The organism is Falsiroseomonas sp. RANM36 (genome assembly GCF_056682175.1).
The window spans coordinates 228,962-230,712 of record NZ_JBWXTD010000004.1; the positions used below are offsets into that span (position 1 = coordinate 228,962).

Annotated in this window: 2 protein-coding genes and 1 pseudogene; all 3 read right to left on the bottom strand. The window is 77.8% G+C overall.

What is annotated here, in order from left to right; genetic code table 11:
- Positions 1-182 (bottom strand): annotated as a pseudogene (locus tag AC1MIR_RS14900) (hypothetical protein); the annotation flags it as partial.
- A 21-nt stretch (positions 183-203) separates the two neighbouring features.
- Positions 204-1,145, bottom strand: coding sequence for a DMT family transporter (locus AC1MIR_RS14905; protein ID WP_480028976.1), 942 nt, complete (start codon positions 1,143-1,145; stop codon positions 204-206).
- Positions 1,142-1,751 (bottom strand): peroxiredoxin-like family protein (locus tag AC1MIR_RS14910; protein ID WP_480028977.1); only part of this gene is annotated, 610 nt, incomplete at its 5' end. The genes AC1MIR_RS14910 and AC1MIR_RS14905, both read right to left, overlap by 4 nt.

The following is a 1,751-nucleotide window of genomic DNA, read 5'->3' on the forward strand; positions in this document are numbered from 1 at the left end:
CGCCGGGGCGGCCCCCCGACGCTCCGGGGGGGGGGGGGGGCGCGGGCCGGGGGGGGGGGGGGGGGGGCGCCGGGGGCCCGCTTCGCCCAGAGCGTCTCGGCCCGCTGGAGGTCCACGCTGTGGGCCAGATCGAACAGCCTGAGCGCCACCACCTGCCCCGCCAGCACCCGAACCCCGTCCATGCGCCCGCGCCTTCCCGATCGTTACGGGCGGGAGGATAGCCCGGCCCGGCGGCGGGCGAGCAGGCCCATCGCCAGCGGCAGGCCGGCGAGCACAGTCATGAGACCGAGCCACTGCACGGGCTCGGGCCATTCGCCGGCCACCGGGATGCCGGCCAGCACCGCAAGCGCCGGCACCATGGCCGGGAACATCGCGGCGCGGGCGGGGCCGAGCAGCGCCACCGCCCGGCCGAAGGCGAAGACGGCCAGCAGGCCGGACAGCGCACCCTGCACCAGGGCCTGCGTCGCGATCACCCGCCAGCCCTGCGCGGCCAGCGCCGGCGCGTCGCCCAGGGCGAGCCAGACCGGGATGATGGCCGCCCCGCCCAGCGCCGCCACCGCCACGGTCGCGCGCCAGGCATCCACCCGCCAGGCGCGGCAGGCGATGGTGAACAGCGCCCAGAGCAGCCCGGCCGCGGCGAAGAGCAGGTCGCCCTTCCAGGCGCCGGCACTGCCCATCCCCGCGCCCGAGACCAGCGCAAGCCCGGCGATGACGACCCCAACGCCGAGCCAGCGACGCGCGGGGATGGTCTCGCGCAGCAGCAGCACGGCGAGCGCCATGGTCGCGATGGTCACCACGGCCGGCTGCACCACGGCGCCATGCGCGAGCGGCGCGAAGCGGTAGCCCCAGGTCGCCAGCAGGATGAAGGCCGGGCCGGCCAGCAGCGCCAGCACCGCGCCGCGTCGCCAGCCGATGCCGCCGAGGTCGAGCAGCCCGAGCCGCGGCAGCACCGGCAGCACCAGGAGCGCCGCGGTGCCGTAGCGCAGCAGCGCGAAGTCGAGCGGCGCGATCCCGCCCACCACGCCGGCGCGGGCGAAGGCGAGGTAGCCGCCCCAGATGAGCGCGGCGCAGAAGCCCCAGCCGAGGCCGGCGAGCAGCGGCATGGCGGCGGCGCCGCCGGCGAGACGCATGGCGATCACCGTCATCGCACGCCCTCCGGCGCGGCATCGAGGGCGGCGATCGCTTCCTCCGGCGCGGTGCGGCGACGGTAGTCGGCCTCGGCGCGGGCGAAGAGGATGCGGCGGTCGGGGCCGACGACGAAGGTGGCGGGCATCGGCAGGCGCCAGCCGGCGGGGCCGTTCACCAGCTCCAGGTCGTGGCCGAAGCGGCGATAGAGCGCGACCAGCGGCTCCGGCAGGGCGAAGCTGACGCCGAAGGCGCGCCCGGCGGCATCCTCGCTGTCGGACAGCACCGGGAAGGCCAGCGCGTTGCGCTCGGCGGTGGACAGCGAGCCGTCCGGCCCCTGCGGGCTGATCGCCACCAGCGTCGTGCCGCGGGCGGCGAGGTCGGGCAGGCGCTTCTGCCAGGCGCGCAGCGTCAGGTTGCAATAGGGGCACCAGCCGCCGCGGTAGAACACGATCACCGCCGGGGCGAGGTCGCGCAGCGCGCGCGGCGTGCCGGTGGCGTCCGGCAGCACGAGGTCCGGCAGCGCCGCGCCGGCGGCGAGGATGCGCCGCTCGGCGCCGCCGGCGCGCAGATCCTCGATCTGCGCGGCGATGAGCGCCTGCGCCTCGGCGGGGGCCTTCCGCGCC